The 21,071-nt window shown below is 69.2% G+C and carries 23 protein-coding genes; 16 read left to right on the forward strand and 7 right to left on the reverse strand.

The annotated features are described in order from the left end of the window. The first annotated feature begins 43 nt into the window (after positions 1-43). From ACFWN2_RS45120 to ACFWN2_RS45145, 6 genes are all read left to right on the forward strand, one after another. Positions 44-703, forward strand: coding sequence for a response regulator transcription factor (locus tag ACFWN2_RS45120; RefSeq protein WP_382436892.1), 660 nt, complete (start codon positions 44-46; stop codon positions 701-703). Beyond that, complete coding sequence (locus ACFWN2_RS45125; RefSeq protein WP_382436893.1) at positions 700-1,848, forward strand: sensor histidine kinase; 1,149 nt, start codon at positions 700-702, stop codon at positions 1,846-1,848. Before ACFWN2_RS45120 ends, ACFWN2_RS45125 begins: the two co-directional genes overlap by 4 nt. Positions 1,849-1,949: 101 nt before the next feature. After that, complete coding sequence (sepH, locus tag ACFWN2_RS45130; RefSeq protein ID WP_382436894.1) at positions 1,950-2,885, forward strand: septation protein SepH; 936 nt, start codon at positions 1,950-1,952, stop codon at positions 2,883-2,885. Positions 2,886-2,901: 16 nt separating this feature from the next. After that, positions 2,902-3,264, forward strand: coding sequence for a hypothetical protein (locus ACFWN2_RS45135; protein ID WP_382436896.1), 363 nt, complete (start codon positions 2,902-2,904; stop codon positions 3,262-3,264). Beyond that, positions 3,261-3,689 (forward strand): hypothetical protein, encoded by a 429-nt coding sequence (locus tag ACFWN2_RS45140; protein ID WP_382436897.1) that lies wholly within the window; start codon positions 3,261-3,263, stop codon positions 3,687-3,689. Before ACFWN2_RS45135 ends, ACFWN2_RS45140 begins: the two co-directional genes overlap by 4 nt. Next, positions 3,655-4,077, forward strand: coding sequence for a hypothetical protein (locus tag ACFWN2_RS45145; RefSeq protein ID WP_382436898.1), 423 nt, complete (start codon positions 3,655-3,657; stop codon positions 4,075-4,077). Before ACFWN2_RS45140 ends, ACFWN2_RS45145 begins: the two co-directional genes overlap by 35 nt. Here the strand turns inward: ACFWN2_RS45145 and ACFWN2_RS45150 are convergent. Then, positions 4,064-4,288: a hypothetical protein gene (locus tag ACFWN2_RS45150; protein ID WP_382436899.1), complete on the reverse strand. Its 225-nt coding sequence runs from the start codon at positions 4,286-4,288 to the stop codon at positions 4,064-4,066. The genes ACFWN2_RS45145 and ACFWN2_RS45150 overlap by 14 nt on opposite strands. 157 nt (positions 4,289-4,445) lie before the next feature. Between ACFWN2_RS45150 and ACFWN2_RS45155 the strand changes: the two genes are divergently transcribed. The 3 genes from ACFWN2_RS45155 to ACFWN2_RS45165 all read left to right on the forward strand — a co-directional run bounded on the left by ACFWN2_RS45155 (position 4,446) and on the right by ACFWN2_RS45165 (position 8,776). Beyond that, a complete protein-coding gene (locus ACFWN2_RS45155; protein WP_382436900.1) occupies positions 4,446-6,185 on the forward strand; it encodes an ABC transporter ATP-binding protein in 1,740 nt (579 codons plus the stop codon). After that, positions 6,182-8,017 carry an ABC transporter ATP-binding protein gene (locus ACFWN2_RS45160; protein ID WP_382436901.1) on the forward strand — a complete coding sequence of 612 codons (1,836 nt, stop codon included), beginning with the start codon at positions 6,182-6,184 and terminating at the stop codon, positions 8,015-8,017. The genes ACFWN2_RS45155 and ACFWN2_RS45160 overlap by 4 nt, the downstream gene beginning before the upstream one ends. A gap of 159 nt (positions 8,018-8,176) precedes the next feature. Next, the gene (locus ACFWN2_RS45165; RefSeq protein ID WP_382436902.1) at positions 8,177-8,776 is read left to right on the forward strand and encodes a DUF2537 domain-containing protein; all 600 of its coding nucleotides are present in this window, start codon (positions 8,177-8,179) and stop codon (positions 8,774-8,776) included. A 15-nt stretch (positions 8,777-8,791) separates the two neighbouring features. Here ACFWN2_RS45165 and ACFWN2_RS45170 read toward each other — a convergent pair whose 3' ends face one another. Then, a complete protein-coding gene (locus ACFWN2_RS45170) occupies positions 8,792-9,583 on the reverse strand; it encodes a TrmH family RNA methyltransferase (protein WP_382436903.1) in 792 nt (263 codons plus the stop codon). Positions 9,584-9,792: 209 nt separating this feature from the next. Here ACFWN2_RS45170 and ACFWN2_RS45175 point away from each other — a divergent pair, with 209 nt between their 5' ends. Beyond that, positions 9,793-11,289 carry a glutamate--cysteine ligase gene (locus tag ACFWN2_RS45175; RefSeq protein ID WP_382436904.1) on the forward strand — a complete coding sequence of 499 codons (1,497 nt, stop codon included), beginning with the start codon at positions 9,793-9,795 and terminating at the stop codon, positions 11,287-11,289. 4 nt (positions 11,290-11,293) lie between these two features. On the opposite strand, the gene ACFWN2_RS45180 is transcribed toward ACFWN2_RS45175, so the two are convergent. The 3 genes from ACFWN2_RS45180 to ACFWN2_RS45190 all read right to left on the reverse strand — a co-directional run bounded on the left by ACFWN2_RS45180 (position 11,294) and on the right by ACFWN2_RS45190 (position 14,584). Continuing rightward, on the reverse strand, positions 11,294-12,259 hold the full coding sequence (locus ACFWN2_RS45180) for a hypothetical protein (RefSeq protein ID WP_382436906.1): 966 nt from the start codon (positions 12,257-12,259) through the stop codon (positions 11,294-11,296). Positions 12,260-12,524: 265 nt separating this feature from the next. Next, the gene (locus ACFWN2_RS45185; RefSeq protein ID WP_360046606.1) at positions 12,525-12,935 is read right to left on the reverse strand and encodes a hypothetical protein; all 411 of its coding nucleotides are present in this window, start codon (positions 12,933-12,935) and stop codon (positions 12,525-12,527) included. A 5-nt stretch (positions 12,936-12,940) separates the two neighbouring features. Beyond that, positions 12,941-14,584: an ABC-F family ATP-binding cassette domain-containing protein gene (locus ACFWN2_RS45190; protein ID WP_382436908.1), complete on the reverse strand. Its 1,644-nt coding sequence runs from the start codon at positions 14,582-14,584 to the stop codon at positions 12,941-12,943. A gap of 85 nt (positions 14,585-14,669) precedes the next feature. Between ACFWN2_RS45190 and ACFWN2_RS45195 the strand changes: the two genes are divergently transcribed. After that, positions 14,670-15,293, forward strand: a complete 624-nt coding sequence (locus ACFWN2_RS45195; protein ID WP_382436909.1) for a superoxide dismutase — start codon at positions 14,670-14,672, stop codon at positions 15,291-15,293. A gap of 123 nt (positions 15,294-15,416) precedes the next feature. Here ACFWN2_RS45195 and ACFWN2_RS45200 read toward each other — a convergent pair whose 3' ends face one another. Further along, positions 15,417-16,181, reverse strand: coding sequence for an ABC transporter permease (locus ACFWN2_RS45200; RefSeq protein ID WP_382436918.1), 765 nt, complete (start codon positions 16,179-16,181; stop codon positions 15,417-15,419). 61 nt (positions 16,182-16,242) lie between these two features. Here ACFWN2_RS45200 and ACFWN2_RS45205 point away from each other — a divergent pair, with 61 nt between their 5' ends. Both ACFWN2_RS45205 and ACFWN2_RS45210 read left to right on the forward strand, forming a co-directional pair. Next, the gene (locus tag ACFWN2_RS45205; RefSeq protein ID WP_382436910.1) at positions 16,243-16,707 is read left to right on the forward strand and encodes a hypothetical protein; all 465 of its coding nucleotides are present in this window, start codon (positions 16,243-16,245) and stop codon (positions 16,705-16,707) included. A gap of 4 nt (positions 16,708-16,711) precedes the next feature. Continuing rightward, positions 16,712-17,065 carry a hypothetical protein gene (locus ACFWN2_RS45210; protein ID WP_382436911.1) on the forward strand — a complete coding sequence of 118 codons (354 nt, stop codon included), beginning with the start codon at positions 16,712-16,714 and terminating at the stop codon, positions 17,063-17,065. Here the strand turns inward: ACFWN2_RS45210 and ACFWN2_RS45215 are convergent. After that, positions 17,062-17,328: a DUF2530 domain-containing protein gene (locus ACFWN2_RS45215; protein ID WP_382436912.1), complete on the reverse strand. Its 267-nt coding sequence runs from the start codon at positions 17,326-17,328 to the stop codon at positions 17,062-17,064. The genes ACFWN2_RS45210 and ACFWN2_RS45215 overlap by 4 nt on opposite strands. A gap of 16 nt (positions 17,329-17,344) precedes the next feature. On the opposite strand from ACFWN2_RS45215, the gene ACFWN2_RS45220 reads away from it, so the two are divergent. Genes ACFWN2_RS45220 through ACFWN2_RS45230 form a run of 3 tightly spaced genes read left to right on the forward strand, consistent with a single transcriptional unit; the run spans position 17,345 to position 20,565 of the window. Beyond that, positions 17,345-18,778 (forward strand): NCS2 family permease, encoded by a 1,434-nt coding sequence (locus tag ACFWN2_RS45220; protein ID WP_382436913.1) that lies wholly within the window; start codon positions 17,345-17,347, stop codon positions 18,776-18,778. Positions 18,779-18,818: 40 nt separating this feature from the next. Then, positions 18,819-19,244 (forward strand): MarR family winged helix-turn-helix transcriptional regulator, encoded by a 426-nt coding sequence (locus ACFWN2_RS45225; RefSeq protein WP_382436914.1) that lies wholly within the window; start codon positions 18,819-18,821, stop codon positions 19,242-19,244. Between the two features lie 58 nt (positions 19,245-19,302). Then, on the forward strand, positions 19,303-20,565 hold the full coding sequence (locus ACFWN2_RS45230) for an MFS transporter (RefSeq protein WP_382436915.1): 1,263 nt from the start codon (positions 19,303-19,305) through the stop codon (positions 20,563-20,565). Positions 20,566-21,071: the final 506 nt, after the last annotated feature.

The raw sequence follows: 21,071 nt of genomic DNA on the forward strand, positions 1-21,071 counted from the left end.
GCCTTATCCGGCGCTTATGCCCGTTCCCCGGAAAATGGGCGTCATGCGTGTGCTGGTGGTCGAGGACGAACAGCTGCTCGCGGACACGGTCGCCGAGGGGCTGCGCAGGTTCTCGATGGCGGTCGACGTCTGCTACGACGGCGAGGCGGCGTTGGAACGCGTGGGGGTGCACGCGTACGACGTCGTGGTGCTCGACCGCGACCTGCCCCTCGTGCACGGTGACGAGGTGTGCAAGGCCGTGCACGCGACCGGTGGTGAGGCGCGGGTGCTGATGCTGACGGCGGCGGCCGAGGTGGACGACCGGGTGGCGGGGCTCGGGCTCGGCGCCGACGACTACCTGACCAAGCCGTTCGCGTTCGCCGAGCTCGTGGCCCGCGTGCAGGCGCTGGGCAGGCGGGCTCGTCCCGCGCTGCCGCCGGTGCTCGAACGGGCCGGGGTGACGCTGGACCTGCCGCGGCACCAGGCGTCGCGCGACGGGACGTTCCTGCCGCTGTCCCCGAAGGAGTTCGCCGTGCTGGAGGTGCTGATGCGGGCGGAGGGCAACGTGGTGAGTCCCGAGGAGCTGCTGGAGAAGGCCTGGGACGAGCACGCGGACCCGTTCACCAACGCCGTGCGGGTGGCGGTGATGACGCTGCGCCGCAAGCTGGGCGCGCCGCAGGTCATCCAGACCGTGCCCGGTGCCGGCTACCGGTTCGGCTCGTGAAGCTCAGGACCAGGCTGACGGCCTGGTACGCGGGGGTGTTCCTGATCGCGGGCATCGCGCTGGTCGGGCTCAACTACTGGCTGCTCGCCGACTGGGCCGTGCCGGCCGCCGGGGTCGCGGTGGGCATCGCCGGCACGACACCGCAACGCACGATGCCGTTGAGCGACGCGCAGACGATGGACGTGTCCTCGCTGCCGGCGGACGCCGTCGTGTGGTCCCCTGCCGCGGTCAAGACGGACGTCATGACCACCGTGCTGTGGCAGTCCGCGATCGCGCTCGTGGTCGCGGCGATCATCGCCGTGTGGCTCGGCTGGGTCGTGGCCGGCCGCGTGCTGGCGCCGCTGCACTCGATCACCTCGACCGCGCACCGGCTGGAGGCGGAGCAGCTGGACCGCCGGATCGAGCTGGACGGGCCGCCGGACGAGCTCAAGGAGCTCGCGGACACCTTCGACGGCATGCTCGACCGGCTCGCGTCGTCGTTCGACAGCCAGAAGCGGTTCGTCGCGAACGCTTCGCACGAGCTGCGCACGCCGCTGGCCGTGCAGCGGACGCTGATCGAGGTGGCGCTGGGCGCTCCGGACGCCTCCGACGACATCCGACGGCTCGGAGCGCACCTGCTCGACACGAACGAACGGAGCGAGAAGCTCATCGACGGGCTCCTGCTGCTCGCTCGCAGTGACCGCGGCCTCGCCACGCGTGAGCTGGTGTGGCTGGACGAGGTGATCGACGACGAGATCGAGACGTGCGCGGCACTCGCCGCGGAGAAAAAGGTCACGTTTGAAGTTCGGTCCCGCAGGTATCTGGTGGACGGTGACCCGGTCCTACTTGCGCACCTCGTCGGCAACCTGTTGCGCAACGCGGTCCTCTACAACAAACCGGGCGGCTCCGTCACCGTGAAACTTGATCAAGAACTGATCGTTTCCAACACCGGCCCCACCGTGCCTGCCCAGGCAGTACCCGGGTTGTTCGAACCCTTCCGACGTCTCCGCGATCGCACCGGGACCGCCGGATCGGGTCTCGGGCTGTCGATCGTGCAGTCCGTGGCGCGGGCGCACCACGGCTCAGCGAAGGCTCGTCCGAACGGAGGAGGAGGCCTGGTGGTCCAGGTGAACCTTCCGGAAACGGGAGTGCGGCAACCCTCGTGAACTGGCAAGATCACGTAGAGATATCGGCGAGTCTCCCACTCATGGACGGCTCGTTGTCCTAACGTTGTCTGCTGGCGAGGTGCGAATTCAGGGAGGCCACGATGCGAGCGCTGCGAGTCATCGGGCTCGACGAGGACGGCAAGTCCGTCATCCTCGAGGACCCCGAAAACCGCGGCGAGCGCTTCACGCTCCCCGCGGACGAGCGTCTTCGGGCGGCCCTGCGCGGTGACCTCGCGCGCCTCGGCCAGATGCAGATCGAGTCCGGCGAGGCCCAGATGCGGCCGCGCGAGATCCAGGCCCGCATCCGCGCCGGCGAGTCGATCGACCAGGTCGCGGCCGCCGCTGGCATGCCGACGCACCGCATCGAGCGCTTCGCCTACCCCGTTCTGCTGGAGCGTTCGCGCACCGCGGACCTGGCCCAGCGCGCGCACCCGGTCCGTGAGGACGGCCCGGACGTGCAGACGCTCGGCGAGGTCGTCGCGCACTCGTTCGGCATCCGCGGCCACGACCTGTCCGACACTAAGTGGGACTCGTGGAAGGGCGACGACGGCCGCTGGATCGTGCAGCTGCACTGGACGACCGGGCGCTCGGACAACCGCGCGCACTGGGCGTTCCACCCCGGTGCGCAGGGCGGCACGGTCACGGCGCTCGACGACGCGGCCGTCGACCTGATGGACCCGAACCCGAACCGCACGCTGCGCACGGTGCGTCCGGTGACGCAGCTCGCGCGGCAAGCACTGGAAGCGGCGCCGGTGCTCCCCCCGATCCCCGTGATCGAGGAGCCCATCCCGGTCCCCGCCCAGGCGCCCGCCCCCGTGGCGGCGCCGGTCGTGGCCGAGAAGCCGGTCCAGGAGAAGCAGCCAGAGCCGGAGCCCGCTCCCGTTCCCGCACCACCGGCACCGCCGGTGAAGAAGGAGCAGGAGCCCGCCGCGGAGAAGCCGGTCCGCAAGGACCCTCCTCCGAAGCGGGGGAAGAAGAACCACCCCATCGTCCCTTCGTGGGAAGACGTTTTACTGGGCGTGCGGTCGAACCGCTGAGTGAGAAGCTGACGCCGTGGGACGTCGTGTCGCGCTGGCTGCCGGAGTGGGTGCACTCCTCGGGCTGGCCTGGTGGGGAATGTTCGAGCTCCTCGCCTCGGGAGCTGTCTGCACCAAGGACGACTGGGGCTGCCTCGGGGCCTTCGTGACCTCGATACCGATCTTCGCCGTGGTGGGGTCGGTGGTGGGCGGTGTCGCACTGCGATCGCTGAAGGTGTCGCGGGCATGGCTGGTGGCCGTGCCCGCGACCCTCATGGCGGTGGTCGCGATGGTGCTGCTGCTGGGCGTGACCTTCGTGTCGTTCGCGGTGTTCGCCGCGCTGTACGCGTTGATCGCCGTGCTGACGGGCGCGCGTGACGCCCGTCCCGAATCGCCGTGACCGATCGCACGAGGACGCTCACCGCGGCCGTCGTGGGCGCGTTGTGCGGTGCCGGGTGGTTCTTGTCGATCGAACCCGCGGGTGACCTGCCGTGCACGGAGAGCGGGCTGGGATGCGCGCTCTTCTCGTTGTTCGTCCTGCTCCCGGCGCTCGTGGTCGTCTGGGGAGTCGTCGGCTGGGGCCTGTTGCGGCTCGTGAAGTTCTCCGCGGCCGGGCGGACCGCCGCGCTGGGAACGGCGGGCGGGGTGCTGCTGGTGATCCTCAGCTCGTTCGCCCTGCGGTTCGTGCAGGTCCAACTGCCGGAGTCGAGCGGGATCTTCGTGCTGGCCGCCGGGACTGCTTGCGGCTATGCCTTGGCCTCGGTGGTGACCGCTGGTTACGGTGGACGGCGTGACGGAGCAGAGCACCGCGGGCAAGACGGGTAGGACGGGACGCCGGCTGTTGTTCCGGGTCGTCCTGTCGATGGCCGTCGGCGCCGGGCTGGTGCTCGGGTGGACGTGGGCCTACGAGTCGGGCTTCCTGAAGTCGTGGCTCGACAGCACGTCGATGTCGACGTTCCTGCTGCTCGTGCTGATCGGGTTGCCGCTCGCGCTCGTGTCGTCGCTCGTGCTGGCGGGGCCGATCCTGTGGGTCTTCGGGGTGCGGCCGGTGTGGCCGATCATCCTGCTCGGGCCGATCCTGCTGGGCATCGGGCTCTACTTCAAGCTGCACGAACCCGCGATGGCGTGGTTCACCAACCGGCACCACGCCGAGGCGTTGCTCGCGGCCGTCGCCTACGGGCTGGTCGGCCTGTTCACCTTCAAGAGGGCGTAGGCACCTCGTCGAGCAGGTGCAGGTCCCAGCCCTCGCGTTCGCACCAGTCCTCGGCGTCCTCGCGGGAGACGAGCACCGCGTGCCTCGGGCGCACGCCGGCCAGGTGGTCCCAGCCGTCGGGGGCGAGCACGTAGTTCACCCCGTCGCGTGAAGCGATGAGCCGTCCGTGTGGAAACGCCATCGTCTGCTCGGTTCGCAGAAACCGCGTCATGGGGGTCATCGTGCCCTTGACCTCGACCTAAGTCGAGCCGGGAGGCTCCGGTGGGGCGAAAAACCGGATGCTGAGTGTCGGTCCTCCTTCGTACTTTGGAGAGGACCTGGAGGGGGCTCGTCGCGTGAGCGATCAACGTAACTCGACAATTCAGACCTTGCGGAGGTTGTGGCCGTACGTGCGGCCGCACCGCGCACGGATGACTGTCGTGCTGTCGGCGACGATGCTCGCGATGCTGTGCGGTCTCGGCATCCCGCTGCTCACGCAGCGCATCGTCGACGGTCCGATTCAGAACAAGGAGACCGGCCCGCTGCCGTGGCTGATCCTGGGCGTGCTGCTGCTCGGGCTCGGCGAGGCGGTGCTGTTCTACATCCGGCGCAAGGTCGTCGCCCGGCCGGCGGCCGAGGTCGAGGCGCGCATGCGGTTCGACCTGTACCAGCATCTTCAGCGGCTGCCGGTGGCGTTCCACGACAGGTGGCAGTCCGGTCAGCTGCTCTCGCGCGCGACGAACGACCTCACGACCGTGCGGCGGTTTGTGGCGTTCGCGATCGTCTTCCTGATCGTGAACAGCCTGGTCGTGCTGATCGGGCTGGGCATCATCGCCACGCTGTCGCCGTGGCTGCTGATCGTGTCGCTGTGCGGCGCGCTGCCGTTGATCGTCATCTCGTACTTCTTCGAGGCGAAGTTCAAGGTCGTCGCGCGCAGGGCCCAGGACCAGGCGGGCGACCTGACCACGACGGTCGAGGAGTCGGTGCTCGGCATCCGGGTGCTGAAGGCGTTCGGGCGGGGGCCCGAGTTGTCGAAGCGGTTCCTGGCGCAGGCGCGCGAACTGCGATCCACGGAGCTGCACAAGATCTCGATCCTGGCGTCGCTGTGGTCGGTGCTGATCGTGCTGCCGGAGCTGTCGATCGCGGGCATGCTCGGCGTCGGCGCGATCGGCATCGTGAACGGCTGGATGACGGTCGGCACGCTGGTCGCCGCGGTCGCGGTGAGCGCCTACCTGCGCTGGCCGATCGACTCCATCGGCTGGCTGCTGGCGGAGACGAACCAGGCGGCCTCGGCGCTGGAGCGCTACTGGGAGGTCGTCGACTCCCCCGTCGCGATCACCGGCCCCGCCTCGCCCGTGCCGGTGCCCACGCCGTTGCGCGGGCACGTGCGGTTCGAGGGCGTGCGGTTCGCGTTCGAGGACGGCCGCGAGGTGCTGTCGGGCGTCGACCTCGACCTGCGTCCCGGTGAGACGGTGGCACTGGTCGGGGCGACGGGGTCGGGCAAGACGACGCTGACCGCGCTGGTGCCGCGGCTCGCGGACGTCACCGGCGGCCGGATCACGATCGACGGCGTCGACGTGCGGGACCTCTCGCTGGAGGACCTGCGGACCGTCGTCGGCATGGCGTTCGAGGAGCCGGTGCTGTTCTCGGCCTCGGTGACCGAGAACGTGGGGCTGGGCCTGCCGGACGTCACCGAGGCCCAGGTGCGCGAGGCGTTGCGGGTGGCCAAGGCGGAGGAGTTCGTCGAGGCGCTGCCGTGGGGTCTCGCGACCAGGATCGGTGAGCAGGGCCTGTCGCTGTCCGGTGGTCAGCGGCAACGGCTGGCGCTGGCCCGCGCGGTCGTCGGCAAGCCGGCGGTGCTCGTGCTGGACGACCCGTTGTCGGCGCTGGACGTCCACACCGAGGCCGAGGTGGAGGCCGCGCTGCGGCGCGTGCTGCGCGAGACGACGGCGTTGGTCGTGGCGCACCGCTCGTCGACCGTGCAGCTCGCCGACCGGGTGGCGTTGCTGGTCGACGGCAGGATCGAGGCGATCGGTTCGCACCGGGAGCTGTTGGACACCAACGAGGAGTACAAGCGTCTGCTGTCCTCGATGGACGACGACCTGATCGAAGAGGAGGTGGCGTCGTGAGTGAAGTGACTGTGACACAAGAAGAAGAGTGGCGCGGCGTCGCCGCCGAGGAGATCGAGGAGATCACGCACTCGACGGGCCTGCGCCTGCAGGCCCGCTCGCGCAGGTTGCTGGGATCGTTGCTGCGCCCGCACATCGCCCTCACGTCGCTGGCGATCGCCGCGGTGGTCGGCGGCAACCTGGCGGCGCTCGCGGGCCCGCTGCTGATCGCCGTCGCGATCGACAGCGGCATCCCGGCCGCGACCGGCGGCAGCGCGTCCGTCCTGGTCTGGTGCGTCATCGGGTACGCGGTCTCCGCGGTGCTGATGACGTTCCTGCGCTGGGCGTTCCTGCGGCTGTCCGGGCGGGTCGGCCAGGACGTGCTGCTGGACCTGCGCGGCCGCGTCTTCCGGCACTCGCAGAGCCTGTCCGTCGGGTTCCACGAGTCCTACACGTCCGGCAAGGTCATCTCCCGGCTGACGAGCGACGTCGACTCGTTGCAGGACCTGCTGGAGGAGGGCCTCGACAGCCTGTTCAACGCGGCGCTGTCGGTGACGGGCATCGCGATCATCCTGCTGTACCTGGACGTCCCGCTGGCGTTGGTCGTGATCGCGGGCTTCGTGCCGATCTACTTCATCTGGCGCTGGTTCCGCCGCCGCTCGATGGACGCCTACCGCGGCACGCGCGGCGCGATCGCCAAGATCATCGTGCAGTTCGTCGAGTCCATGAACGGCATCCGCGCGGTGCAGGCGTTCCGCCGCCAGCCACGCAACGAGCAGATCATGACGGGCTTCAACGGCCAGTTCCGCGACGCGAACACCGACGCGCTGGGCGTGATGGCCACGTTCGTCTCGTCGGTGCGCGCCATCGGCAACGTGTCGCTGGCCCTGGTCCTCGCCTGGGGTGCCTACCGGGTCGCGGGCGGCTCCCTGGAGCTGGGCGTGCTGACGGCGTTCACCGTGTACCTGCGCCGGTTCTACGACCCGTTCGACGAGCTGGCGATGTTCGCGAACTCGTACTCCTCCGCCACGGCCGCCCTGGAGAAGATCTCGGGCGTCCTGGAGGAGGAGCCGTCGGTGCCGGAACCCGCGAAACCGGTGGCCCTGCCGCACGCGAGGGGCGCCGTCCGGTTCGCCGACGTGGAGTTCCAGTACCCCGGCACGTCCCGCCTGGTGCTGCCGCGCTTCTCGCTCGACGTGCCGGCGGGGCAGACCGTGGCACTGGTGGGCGCGACCGGCGCCGGCAAGACCACCGTGGCGAAGCTCGTGGCCCGCTTCTACGACCCGTCAACGGGTTCGGTGCGGCTCGACGGCACCGACCTGCGCGAGGTGGCGGACACGGACCTGCGCCGAGCCGTCACGATGGTGACGCAGGAGAACTTCCTGTTCTCCGGCTCGGTAGCCGACAACATCGCCCTGGGCCGCCCGACGGCGACACGGGCGGACATCGAGGCCGCGGCGGCCGAGGTGGGCGCGCACGAGTTCATCGCCGCCCTCCCGGACGGCTACGACACGGACGTCCGCAAACGGGGCGGCCGCCTGTCCGCGGGCCAGCGCCAGATGGTCGCGTTCGCCCGCGCGTTCCTCGCGGACCCGGCCGTGCTGGTCCTCGATGAGGCAACATCGTCCTTGGACGTGCCCACAGAACGCGCCGTGCAGGCAGCGCTGGAAACGGTGCTGGCGGACCGGACGGCGTTCATCATCGCCCATCGCCTGTCGACGGTCCTGATAGCGGACCGCGTACTGGTGCTGGATGGTGGCATTGTGGTGGAAGACGGCTCCCCCGCGGAGCTGATCGGTGAGCGGGGCCGGTTCGCCGCCCTGCACACGGCCTGGCGCGACTCGCTCGCGTAGGCCGGCAGGTCGCGTTCGCGCCAATGGGGATCTGGCGCGAACGCGACCTCACGACTTCGGGCCGCCGAACGTCCCGGCCCGCGCGAAACAAGACCCGCACCCACCCGCCCCACCCGTCCGATAGGTTTCTGGCCGAAGCTCCAGACCGAGGAGGGCGCAGTGGAGTTGCGAGTCCGGGACGGCCGCGCCGTGCTCGCCGGCGAAGACGAGTCCGGTGAGCGCGAGGTCGACCCGCACAGCCTGCCCCTCGGCGGCGATCTGGCCGAGGCACTGCACGAGTGGGCCAAGGTCGCCGACGCGGTGGAGCGCACCGAGACGCCTGCCGACGGCGTGGCCAACGCACTGGTCGCACGCAGAGGCAAGCAGCTCGCCGTCAGGATCGCGGCGGTCATGAACTCCCCGGTCAGCTACACCGACCCGGTCAGCGGCGAACTGCTCACCGTCGACGCGCCCGAGTCCCCTCAAGAGGCCTTGCCCCAGGCCCTCGCGGAGGAAGAGCCCGAGCCGACTCCGTGGGGCACCGGGCTCACGGTCAGCCTCATCACGGCCGCGATCGTCACGGTGACCGTCGTGTCGCTGTCACTGGGCCTGGGCGAGACCAGCCGGTGGCTCGCGCTCGTGGCGAACGTGCTGGTGGTCGGTGGCCTCGCGCCGAGCGTGTGGCTCGGGCGCAAGGTGCCGGTGTGGCGCTGGGTCGCGTACGGCGTCGTGACCGGGGTGGTCGTCGCCTGGCTCGCCCTGATCCTGACCCTGCTCTGAAGCCCTGATCCTGCTCTAAAGCAACGCGTAGAACGCCACCGCGCCCGCGGTGGCCACGTTCAGGGAGTCCACGCCCGACGACATCGGGATGCGCACGGCCAGGTCGGCCGCGTCGATCGCCTCGTCGGTGAGGCCCGGCCCCTCCGAACCCAGCAGCACCGCCACGCGCTGCCCGCGCAGGCCGGCGTCGGCGAGGTGCAGGGCTGACGGGCGCGGCGTCAGAGCGGCAACGGTATAACCCTCTTGCCGCAACAAGTTCAGCGCCGCGGGCCACTGATCCGTGGTAGCGAAGGGCACGCGCAGCACGTGTCCCATCGACACCCGCACGCTGCGCCGGTACAGCGGGTCGCTGCAGCCGGGGCCCAGCACGACGCCGTCGACGCCCAGTGCGGCGGCGTTGCGGAAGATCGAACCGAGGTTCTCGTGGTCGCCCACGCCCTCCAGCACGGCGAGGCGCTGGGAGCGGGAGACCAGGGCGTCGAACGACACCGCGGGTGCCCGGTCCGCCGCCGCCAGCACGCCCCGGTTCAGGTGGAAACCGACCACCTCCGCCATGACCTCGGCGGACGTCACGTAGGCGGGAACGTCCAGGTCAGCGAGGTCCAAGGCCTCGACTCGCCGCCTCACCCCGAGCAGTCCGCGCACCGGGTACGGCGAGGCCAGCAGGCGCTCCACCACGACGACGCCCTCGGCGATGACGAGACCTCGTCCGCCCGGCCTGTCGGGCCTGCGGTCGGCCGTCGACAGGTCGCGGAAGTCGTCCAGCCGGGGGTCGGCCGGGTCGTTGATCTCGATCACGTCAGCCACGCGGGAAGTTTCGCATCCGACCGGGGGTGGAACAGGCGAGGTAGTCCGGAGGGCGGAACCGCACACGCCCGACCAGGGGATGATCGCTGGTTGTTACCTCGACGTGACAGAGAGCACCGATTTGGGCGATGTAAAGAAGGTTTCCGCTGTGTCACGTTTGGCGTTCCGCCTGGCCCGCGCCCACCGGCGCCGAGCGAAGGGGTAGCGGCATGGGAAGTGAAGTGTCCAGCCGCACTTTCACCAGAGACGACCGCCAGCGTTACCGGGAGAAGATGCAGCGGAGTCTCGACGCACTGGCCACGATGCTGGCCGAAGACACGTTCTCCTTCCCCCGTCGGCAGATGGGACTCGAGATCGAGCTGAACCTCGTCGACGACGCGATGCGGCCGGCGATGGCGAACTCGGAGGTCCTGGAGAAGATCGACGATCCCTCCTACACCCTGGAGCTGGGACAGCAGAACCTGGAGATCAACGTCCCCCCGCGTGAGCTCGCAGGGGGTGAGATGCTCGGCCTGGAAGAGGAACTGCGCCAGTCGCTCGACAGCGCGGACTCGAAGGCCAACGACGTGGGCGCCAACCTGGCCATGATCGGCGTGCTGCCCACGTTGCGAGAGCGGCACTTCGACCGCAAGTGGCTCTCCGAGTCGCCTCGGTACGCGCTGCTCAACGACACCATCTTCAAGGCCCGCGGCGAGGAGATGGTGCTGCACATGGAGGGCCCGGCGATGCCGGGCAAGGGGCCGGAGAAGCTGTACAGCTACGCGGAGTCGATCCTGCCGGAAGCCGCGTGCACGTCGGTGCAGCTGCACCTGCAGGTCGAGCCGACGAACTTCGCCTCGCACTGGAACGCCGCGCAGTGCCTGGCGGGCGTGCAGGTCGCGATCGCCGCGAACTCGGCGTTCCTGCTGGGCAAGGCGCTCTGGCACGAGACCCGGATCCCGTTGTTCGAGCAGGCCACGGACACCCGTCCGGACGAGCTGAAGAACCAGGGCGTCCGCCCGCGCGTGTGGTTCGGTGAACGGTGGATCACGTCGATCTTCGACCTGTTCGAGGAGAACGTGCGCTACTTCCCCAGCCTGCTGCCCGAAACCGACGACGAGGACCCGTTGGAGGTCCTGGAGTCCGGTGGCGCGCCTCGTCTTTCCGAGCTGCGCCTGCACAACGGCACGATCTGGCGCTGGAACCGCCCGGTCTACGACGTCGTCGACGGCGTGCCGCACCTGCGCGTCGAGAACCGCGTGCTGCCCGCGGGCCCCACGGTGCTCGACACGATGGCCAACGCCGCGTTCTTCTACGGCGCCCAGCGCGCGCTCACCTCCCAGGAACGTCCACTGTGGACGCAGATGTCGTTCCAGGCGGCGGAGGAGAACCTCTACACCGGCGCACGGCACGGCATGAACGCCCAGCTGTACTGGCCGGGCATCGGCTGGATCCCGCCGGACGAGCTGGTGCTGCGCAGGCTCCTGCCGATGGCGCACGACGGTCTGCGCGACTGCGGCGTCTCCGACGAGGCCCGCGAGCGCTACCTCGGCGTGATCGAGCAGCGCTGCCTCGCGCGGCGCACGGGTTCGTCGTGGCAGCGGGAGACCGTGGCGCTGCTGGAGGAACGCGGCCTGTCGAGGGACGCGGCCCTGTCCGGCATGCTCAAGCGGTACATGGAGCTGATGCACGCGGGCGAGCCGGTGCACACCTGGCACATCGGCTGACCCGTCACCACGTCGTCAGCTTCTCCTGGAACGACCGCAACACGTCGTACGGCAGGCCCGTCCCCGTGACGGGCCTGCTTTGCACCTCGACGCCGGACTCCGCGCCCACGAACACCACGATCGACAAACGCGGGGTGTAGGCGATCATCCAGGCGTGCCGGACCACGTCCCCGTCCTTCACCTCGACGGGCAGGCACGCCGCCTCCGCGTAGGTGTCGCACAGCGAGCCCGCCCGCAGCTCCTCGTTGACCCGTGCCGCGAACTCCTTGCTGCGCCCGGGATCCACCCCCAGCACGGACTTGCCCGCGGTCACCGCCCGGTACAGCGTCTTCCCGCCGGCCTCGGTGACGTGGGTGATGAAGTGCGTGTCGTGGTGCGTGCCGTCGGCGGCGAAGGTCGCGTAGGCGGTGGCGACGTCGAGCGGCCTCAGCAGTGCCGCATCGGTGGCGAGCAGCTTCGTCCGCCCGCCCTCGACCTCGGCGCTCTCCGGCACCCCCGCCGCTCGCATGAGCGCCACCGACCCGAACGGCCGTGCCGCCTCACCGGCCTCCCGCACCACACCGCCCGCGTAGTCCACGGCGGGGTCCGTGCCCGGCACGTAGGCCCGCACGCCGCCGTTGGCCGGGTCCACCGCGGTGATCGACGCCGGACGCCCGGACGCCAGCTGACGGACCACCTCCGTCGCACCGGCCTGCGCCTTGGAGTCGATCGTCGTGACCACCAGCGCACCACCCGCGTCGCGGAGCTGGTCGAGCGACGTCCCGACGGCCACGAGCTCGCGCAGGACCTGCCGGACCAGCGGCGTCTCCTGCTGACCGGAGCGCCACAGCACCGAACCGTCCGCGTGCTGCAACACCACGTCACCGGACGCGATGGCCTCCGGCGACGTCTCAGGTCGTTGCCACACAACGGCTCCGACGACCGCGACGAGAAGAACGAGCGCGCCCAGAACGGGCAGGAACCGCTTCATCGAATCCCCCAGCGTGAAACTCCCCCTGGGAACCGAATGTAGCGGTGCCGTCCAGCCTCAGACCTCGCCGATGAACCCCGGAGCGCGATCTCCGGGGCCGGTCTAGTGGTGTGGCTCGCAACGTTGCCGGCGGAATTCGCGGTCAGACGGGTGCATCGTGGTGCCGCCCCCACGTCCTCATACTGGACGTATGGGGGCGTGGGGGCGGTGCCGCGAGGCGCCCTGCTGAGCGTGGATCACGCCGCCAACGTTGCGTGACACACCACTAGCGGCGGCGGCCCGCCTTCAGCGGTGCGACGTCCGCGCCGTCGTGGGAGATCCGGCACTCGTCCGGCGTGACGGCCTCGACCGCCAGCGTCAGCTCGCCCTTCACCCCGGTGTAGATCGACTCCCCGCGCGACGCCAGCGAGGCGTGCACGCGGTTCGAGTCGGTGAAGTCGCGTTCGTCCGTCACCCGCTTCTTGCCGGTCTCCTCGGGCCTCGTCGCGCTGCGGAGGTTGACCTCCAGCCACGCGGCGACCTCGGCCGGCGACGTCAGCACTTCCTCAGGGGTGCGTTCGAGCCGTACCTGCCGAGGAGAGGCGTGGTCGAGTGACGTGTGCTCCACATAGGCGTGCCAGTGGGTGTTGCGCATCGACCAGGTCTGTTCGACCGGCCAGTCCTCCTCGGTGGTCATGACACCTATCTTCCACCCTTCACACGAGGAAACGTGAGAAGGTCGCGAACGTTGATCTCGTGATCCACCCGCACGGCCGAAGCGAGCCGCCGATCGTGCGTGACCAGCAACAACGTTCCCCCGTAGGTTTCGAGCGCCTGTTCCAGCTGTTCGATCGCCGAAAGATCGAGGTGGTTCGTCGGTTCGTCGAGCACCAGGCACGTGGTGCCACGAGCTTGCAACAAGGCGAGTCCCGCGCGGGTGCGCTCGCCCGGCGAGAGGTCCCGCGCCGGCCGCAGCACGGCGTCGGCACCGAGCCGGAACTTCGCCAGCAACGTGCGCACCTCGACGTCCTGGAGCCCTGTCGCGTCCGCCACGATCCGCAACGCGCTGTCGTCGCTCGCGAACTCGGCCCGCAGCTGGTCGACCTCGCCGACGACGACACCGGGCCCGATCGAGCGGTCGCCGGCGGTCAGCGGGATGCGGCCGAGCAGCGCGCCGAGCAACGTCGACTTGCCCGAACCGTTGGGACCGGTGATCCGCCACCGCTCGCCCGCGCCGATCGTGAGGTCGACCGGCCCCAGCGTGACGTCGCCACGGCTGACCACGGCGCCCCGCAACGTGAACGCGACCGAGCTGCCCCGCCCCGCCGACGGCAGGGTGAGCCGGAGCTGCCAGGCCTCGCGCGGTTCCGCGACCTCCTCCAGCCTCGCCAGCTGACGGTCCACAACGGACGCTTTGGCGGTCAGGTTCTCGGCGCCCTGCGCGCGCCCGGCGCGGACGTTCCTGTCCGGCTCGTCGCGACGCGCCTTCGCGCTGTTCGCCCGCTGGACGCCCTGCCGCGACCACTCCTTGACCTGCCGGCTGCGCTGCACCAGCGAGTCGCGCTTGGCCGAGTACTCCTCGTACTCCTCGTGCGCGCGGCGTTCCGCGTTCGCCTTCTCGTCGACGTACGCGTCCCAACCACCTCCGAACACGGTGATCCCGTGGCTGAACTCGTCGAGCTCGGCGATCGCGGTCGTGGTGCGCGCCAGGAACTCCCTGTCGTGGCTCACCAGCACGATCGCGCCCTGGTAGCCGTTGACGTGGGTCTCCAGCAGGTCGAGCCCGGCCGCGTCGAGGTCGTTCGTGGGTTCGTCGAGCAGCAGCACGCCGGCACGGGTGAGCAGCACCGCGGCGAGCCTGAGCCGCGCCTGCTGGCCACCGGACAGCTCGTCCGGCTCCCTGCCGTCGAGCAGGTCCGCCGGCAGGCCGAGGCGTGCGCAGACGACCTCCGCGCGTTCGTCGAAGTCACCGGCACCGATGGCGGTCCAGTGGTCGAACGCGTCGGAGTACTCCGCGCCACCGCCTTCACCGAGGGCTTCGGCCTCGCGCTGCAGCCACTGCTCAGCCCGCGCGACGCCGGTGCGGCGGGCGAGGTGGTCGCGCAGCGACTCTCCACTTTGATGGAGGGTCTCCTGCGTCAGGTGCGCGACCGTTCCGGTGCTTGAGACAGAACCGGTTTCCGGTGGCAGCTCACCGGCGAGCAGGCGGAGCAACGTGGACTTGCCGACGCCGTTGGGCGCGATCAGGCCGACGCGGTCACCAGGCGAAACACTGAAATCAACCTCCGAGATCACGGTCCTCGGACCGAACGACAGCGAAATGTTCCTGGCTGTCAGCACGGACACGCTTTCGACGGTACGGGCGTGCGCAACTGGTTTACTGGCTCTATTGCCAGTAAGTTGCAAGTACCAAGAGATTGCAGGAGATGTCATGGGCCAGTACGTGCTGCCGGATCTCGACTACGACTACGGCGATCTCGAGCCGGCGATCATCGGTGAGATCAACGAGCTGCACCACGGCAAGCACCACGCCGCCTACGTCAAGGGCGCGAACGACACGATCGAGCAGATCGAGGAGGCCCGCGACAAGGAGTCGTTCGGCTCGATCGTCGGCCTGGAGACCACGCTGGCGTTCCACCTGGCGGGCCACGCGCTGCACCAGGTGTGGTGGAAGAACCTCTCGCCCAACGGCGGCGACAAGCCGGTCGGCGAGCTCGCGGCCGCGATCGACGAGCACTTCGGCTCGTTCGACAAGTTCCGCGGCCAGCTCAACGCCGCCGCGTCGTCGATCCAGGGCTCGGGCTGGGGCATCCTCGCGTGGGAGCCGATCGGCCAGAAGCTGATCACGCTGCAGCTCAAGGACCACCACTCGAACCTGTCGATCGCGGTCACGCCACTGCTCGCGTTCGACATCTGGGAGCACGCGTACTACCTGCAGTACCGAAACCTGAAGGCCGACTACATCTCGGCGCTGTGGAACGTCGTCAACTGGGAGGACGTCTCCGCACGCTTCGAGGCGGCGCGCACGGGCCAGAACGGCCTGCTGCTGCCATAACGCTTCGGCAGTGGATGCTCCGACAAGCTCCCACTGCCGAAAACGACGAGGCCCCCCTCTGCCCAGAGGGGGGCCTCGTCCGTTCCCGAACTGACTGCCGCTCCCACCACGAAGCGACGAGACTTAGGTTAGCCTAACTTCGCTTCCTTGGGAAGCCCTCCTGATCAGCCCCCTTGCGACCAACTCGACCACGGTCGCCACGGCGGCGGCTTCCACGGCCAGCAACGCCAGGAGCACCACGATCTGAAGGGCGCCAGCCTGCCAGACCGGCGCGCCGCCCAGCAGCATTCCGACGAAAGCACCCGGAAGGGTGACCAGCCCGACCGTCCTGGTCTGGTCGAGGGCAGGGATCAACGCCTCCGCGGCCGGCAGCCGGATGATCAGGCAGACCGCATCGCGCTCGCGGTAACCCAGAGCCCTCGCGGCCTCGTACTCGCCGTGACGGTCCCGGAAGGTGTCGAGCGCCCGCCGCGCCGACAGGGTCGTCGCGGTCATCGCGCCGCCGATGAGGATGCCGCCGACCGGGATCAGCGAGATGCCCTTGACCGGCAGCAGGCCGATGGCGAGGAGCAGCGCCAGCGCCGGGACCGTGCCCACGAGGATCGCCGCGGCCACCCAGATGCCTTTGCGGCCGGTTCCGGTGCGCTTGGCGGACGTCGCCGTGGCCACTGCGGCCATCAGGGCGAGGAACGCCCACGTGAGGCCGAGGTGGGTGAGGACGAACGTGATCACGGCGCTGACGGCGGCGAGTTGGAGGACGGCCCGGATCGCTGCCGTGAGGAACGGTTTCGGTGTGGTCAGGCCGGTGAAGCGCACGATGGCGCAGGCAGCGGCCACGAAGACGAGGCAGACGATCAGCAGACGGACCCAGTCGGTGGCCAGAACCATGATCGCGATCACACCGGATCGTGTAGTTGCCGACAACTCTGAATAAGTTCAGAATTGTCAGGTGAGCATCGTCAACGAAGTGCAGTGGAGCGAACTGCAGCGCGACCCGAAGAGCGTCGCCGCCATCGCCGATCAACACGAAGTACGCGTCAAGCGGCGCGACGGGGCAGACCTGCTCCTGGTCCGCGCCGATCACCACCAATACCGCCACAGCGCGGCGATCATCGCGGCTCGCGCCATGCGAGCGGTGTTCAGGCAGGTCGGGCCCGATGTCGTGGCCGACGCGCTGCTGGACGAGTTCCCCTGGATCGCGGTGTTGCCGAAGTCTGATCGCGCGGAACTCGTCAAGGAGTTCATCCAGGGTATCCAGGCGTCTGCGGATCTCGGCCAGTGGGCACTGGTCGCGCAAACCATGCACGAGTGGGCCAACACGGCCATCGTGCACGCGGATCCAGAACTGCACCGCACCCTCAGCGAGCCGACCACCGGGGACTTCGGTCCTGTGCCGAACCCGATGGAGATGTGAACTCTTGCCGGCAAAACGCGGCGCGCACATGACGCCGCCTCCACGCCCTGGGGGCTACGCAGTCCGCTTTGGCACGACCGCCGCAGCCAAAGGCTGGGAGGAACTCTGCCGCACCGCGGCGTCGAACGCATGGGATGCGTGGGTGGTGCTGAGCGAGCACCCCGCCTCCACTGTGAACCCGAACCGACAACACCTGCTCAAGGGCGATTTGCGGGACCACACACACGATGGTGCCGTGTTCGATCAATGGCAGTACGAGGTCACGTCCGCCGGCCGAATCTGGTACGTCGTCGATGAAGAGCGCAAAACGGTCTGGGTCACCTGGGCCGGCACCGGTCACCCGAAGCTGACGGACTAGGCGTCGTCGAGACCCTGCTGCGCCCCCCGTGACCCTCGCCTCGCAGCCCGCCGTTGCCAGTAGAAGACTCCGTACCCGATGATCCCGAGCAGACCGCCGGACAACGTCGTCCAGAGCAGGGTGCTGTTCGAGCGGTCGAGGACCAGCACGATCAGAAATCCGAGGAACCACAGCGCGGTACCACCCAGCACGACGGGCACGGGGTCTGCCAGCCTGTGCGGCAGCGCCGGCGGGTGCGGTGGGGTGGAGTCGCGTTCGGACACATGGTTAGGAGACCAGATGCTGGACGGGTTCTTCAAGATTTCCGAGCGCGGGTCGACCGTGGCGCGTGAAGTGCGCGGTGGTGTCGTGACGTTCTTCACGATGGCGTACATCGTCGTGCTGAACCCGTTGATCATCGGCAGCTTCGCCCCGACGGGGCCTGGTTCGCATCCTGACGTGCTCGGCAACATCCTGCCGGTCGGGCAGGTCGCCGCGGTGACGGCGCTGGTCGCCGGCGTGATGACCATCCTCTTCGGACTGATCGCCAACTACCCGTTCGCGCTGGCCACGGGCCTGGGCATCAACTCGTTCGTGGCGGTGAGCGTCGCGGCGAAGGTCAGCTGGCCGGAGGCGATGGGCCTCATCCTGGTCAACGGCCTCGTCGTGCTGCTGCTGGTCGTGACGGGTGTGCGGACCGCTGTGTTCAACGCCGTGCCGAACGAGCTCAAGGCCGCGATCGCGGTCGGCATCGGTCTCTTCATCACGTTCATCGGGCTGGTCGACGCCGGGTTCGTCCGCCGTCTGCCGGACGCCGCGAACACCACCGTGCCGGTCGGGCTCGGCATCAACGGCTCGATCGCGAGCTGGCCGACCCTCGTCTTCGTCGTCGGACTCGTCGTCACGGGTGTGCTGTTCGCGCGCAGGGTCAAGGGCGCGATCCTCATCGGCATCGTCTCGACGGCGATCTTCGCGATCGTCCTGGAGGCGCTCGTGAAGGCCGGTCCGTCCGCCGGCGTCAACGCCAAGGGCTGGAACCTCGGCTACCCCGCCCTGCCCGACCAGGTCTTCGGCGTCCCGGATCTCAGCCTGCTCGGCGAGGTGTCGTTCGGCGCGTGGACGAGGCTTCCGGCGCTGGCCGCCGCGTTGATCGTCTTCACGCTGGTCCTGACCGACTTCTTCGACACCGTCGGCACGATGACCGGCCTCGGCAAGGAAGCGGACCTGATCGACAAGGACGGCCAGCTGCCCAACGTCAGCAAGGCTCTGTTCGTCGACGGTCTCGGCGCCGTGGCCGGCGGTGCCGCCTCCAGCTCGTCGAACACCGTCTACATCGAGTCGGCGTCCGGCATCGCGGAGGGCGCGAGGACCGGTCTCGCGAACGTCGTGACGGGCGTGTTGTTCCTGCTCGCGATGTTCTTCACGCCGCTCTACGAGGTCGTGCCGATCGAGGCGGCCGCGCCCGCGCTGGTCATCGTCGGCGCGCTGATGATGATGCAGATCCGCGAGATCGACTTCACCGACTTCACCATCGCGCTGCCCGCGTTCCTCACGATCGTCGTCATGCCGTTCACCTACTCGATCGCGAACGGCATCGGCGCGGGCTTCGTCAGCTACGTCCTGCTCAAGGCGCTCACCGGCAAGGCTCGCGAAATTCATGCGCTCATGTGGATCGTGGCGGCCGCTTTCGTCGTCTACTTCTCGTTGGGACCGATCCAGGGCCTCCTGACCTGACCTTTCGGCAGGAAACTATTTCGTGAGGTATGCTAACTACGTGGCGATCGATCAGGACGGACTGGCGAGCAGGCTGAGGCTTGCCGTCGTTCGCCTCAATCGCCGCCTGCGGGCACAGCGCACCAACTCGTCGGTGTCGCTCACGCAGGTGTCGGCGCTGTCCACTCTGCACAAGTGCGGACCGCTGACGCCGGGCGAGCTGGCGTCCAAGGAAGGCGTGCAGCCTCCGTCCATGACGCGCGTGATCGCCGCCCTGGAGGAGTTCGGCTTCGCGACGCGCAGCCCGCACCCCACCGACGGCCGTCAAGCCATCGTCGAGCTCACGAGCGAAGGCTTGTCGTACCTGAAGGACGAGATCACGGCCCGCGAGGCGTGGCTGGACAAGCGGCTGGCCGAGCTGGACCCGGAGGAACGGGAACTGCTCACACGGGCCGCGGACATCATCGACAGGATGGCGGGTCAGTAAGAACGTGTCGGGTTACGCGGGTGGTGGAGCGGACAGTTCGCCACCTCGCCGTACCGGAATGTTCGGATCGTTAGGCATCTACAACTATCGCCTCTACGCCTCGGGCCAGATCATCTCGCTGGTCGGCGTCTGGATGCAGCGCGTAGCCCAGGACTGGCTGGTCCTGGAGCTGTCCAACGGCTCCCCCGTAGCACTCGGCTTCGCCGCGTCCCTCCAGTTCCTCCCGGTCCTGCTGCTCTCCATGTGGGGCGGCGTCCTGGCCGACCGCATGGACAAGCGCAAACTCCTGCTCTGGCTCGAATCCGCCCTGGGCATCTGTGCCCTGGCCCTGGGCATCCTGGACGTAACCGGTGTCGTGGAGCTCTGGCACGTCTACCTGCTCTGCCTGCTGCTAGGCGCGTTCTCGGCGGTGGAAACCCCGGTGCGCCAGTCGTTCGTCGTGGAAATGGTGGGCCGCGACCAGCTGACCAACGCCGTGGCGATCAACTCGATGATGTTCAACCTGGCCCGCATCATCGGCCCGGCCATCGCGGGCGTGACGATCGTGGCGATAGGCACCGGCTGGGTCTTCCTGGCCAACGCCATCAGCTTCGTGGGCGTCGTCGGCGGCATCTGGCTGATGCGCACAACCCAGCTACTCCGCTCAGACCCCCTGCCGCGCGAGAAGGGCCAACTGCTCTCGGGCCTGCGCTACGTCCGCAGCCGCCCGGACCTCATGACGGTCATGCTGCTGGTCTTCTTCATCGCCACGTTCGGCATGAACTTCTACCTGACCCTAGCGATCATGGCCCGCAACGTCTTCGGCGGCGACGCCGACGCCTACGGCCTGCTCTCAACGTTGATCGCCGTGGGCACCCTCGCAGGCGCCACCCTCGCAGCGAAGCGCAAAACCCCGAAGATGACGGTCTTCATAGGCTCCGGCATCGTCTTCGGCGCCCTGGAGATCGTCTCCGGCTTCATGCCGACGATCCTCCTGACGGGCCTGATGATGATCCCGGTGGGCGTGGCGATGATGACGTTCAACACCACCGCCAACGCCACCATCCAGCTGGCAGTGGAACCAGAGATGCGCGGCCGCGTGATGGGCATCTACATGCTGGTGTTCCTGGGCGGCAACCCGGTGGGCGGCCCGCTGATGGGCTGGCTGGGCGAGATCAACGGCCGCGCGCCGATCATCATCGGGGGCGCGGTGTCGATGCTGGTGACGATCACGGCGTGGATCATCCTGATGCGGCGCGGGGACATCGCGAAGCCTCGGTTGAGGCGGCGGCGGGACGCACCGACGGAGGCGCTGCCGGAACCGGCAGAGGTGGCGAGCTAGGACCCAGCAGCACTCGGGTTGGGTGGGGTGCGGGCTGGGGTGGGCGGGGCGGGGCGGGGCGGGGCGGACCAGGCTGAGCTGGGGCCGGGCGGGCTGAGCTGGCAGGTTGGGGCGGGGCGAGGCGGACCGGGCTGGACTGAGGCCGGGCGGGACTGAGGCCGGGCGGGCTGGGCTGGGCGGGCTGGGCTGGGCGGGCTGGGGTGGGCGCTGGCTGAGCGGGCTGACTGGGATGGGCAAGGCGGGCTTGGCTGTGCTGGAGCGGGGCCGGAGCTGAGGCGGCCGGTGGACTGAGGCTGGGCGGGCGGGGCGGGCGGGGCGCTGGCTGGTTGGGATGGGCGAGGCGGGCCTGGCTGGACTGAAGCGCGCCGGAGCTGAGGCGGGCCGCTGGGCTGGGGTGGATGGCCCGGCGACGCCGCAGGCGAGCCGTGTGATCGGTGCGATGCCGCAGGCGAGCCGTCTTTACCAAGAGGAACCGGCGGTGGGGTCCCATCACGAGTCGCGCCATA

The organism is Lentzea sp. NPDC058436, assembly GCF_042721515.1.
Lineage (GTDB): Bacteria > Actinomycetota > Actinomycetes > Mycobacteriales > Pseudonocardiaceae > Lentzea.